This window comes from Sulfuricurvum sp. RIFCSPLOWO2_12_FULL_43_24 (genome assembly GCF_001829605.1).
Classification (GTDB): domain Bacteria; phylum Campylobacterota; class Campylobacteria; order Campylobacterales; family Sulfurimonadaceae; genus Sulfuricurvum.
Genome location: NZ_MIBT01000127.1, coordinates 1 through 509, shown reverse-complemented (window position 1 = coordinate 509; position 509 = coordinate 1). Strand labels below are relative to the sequence as shown.

Here is a 509-nt window from a genome sequence, read left to right as displayed (position 1 = left end):
TGATGGAGACGTTTGTTGAATACGGACTCTTTCTTATTTGGATCGGCGGAATGATGGCATGGCTCGATTCGGCGTTAGTCGCTCAAAGTCCACTAACACAAACGATCATTGCCGTGATGGGGCTTATTGTAATTAATGGTCTTGTTATGCTGCCGTTTGGTTGGATCGCAAAATTCAAAATTGATGCCAAGTACGGATTTAACCGTTCATCTACCGCTCAGTTTGTCAAAGATACCCTTATCAGCACCCTTTTAACCCTTGTTATCGGTAGTTTTATGGTTTGGATTGTATCGATGATTATCACTTCCAGTGAGCTATGGTGGTTGTGGAGTTTTACCTTTATTATGGCAGTTGTTATTGCCATCAACATGTTTTTTCCGACCATCCGTGCTCTCTTTTTTGACAAAGTGACTCCGCTGGAAGACCCTGCGCTTCGGGAACAGATTGAAGCACTGATGGCGAAAACGGGCTTCATCAGCAGCGGTGTCTTTATCAGCGACGCAAGTAAA

1 pseudogene is annotated in these 509 nt (G+C 44.0%); it reads left to right on the top strand.

What is annotated here, in order from left to right:
* A pseudogene (locus tag A3G19_RS12040) lies at positions 1-509 on the top strand (M48 family peptidase); the annotation flags it as partial.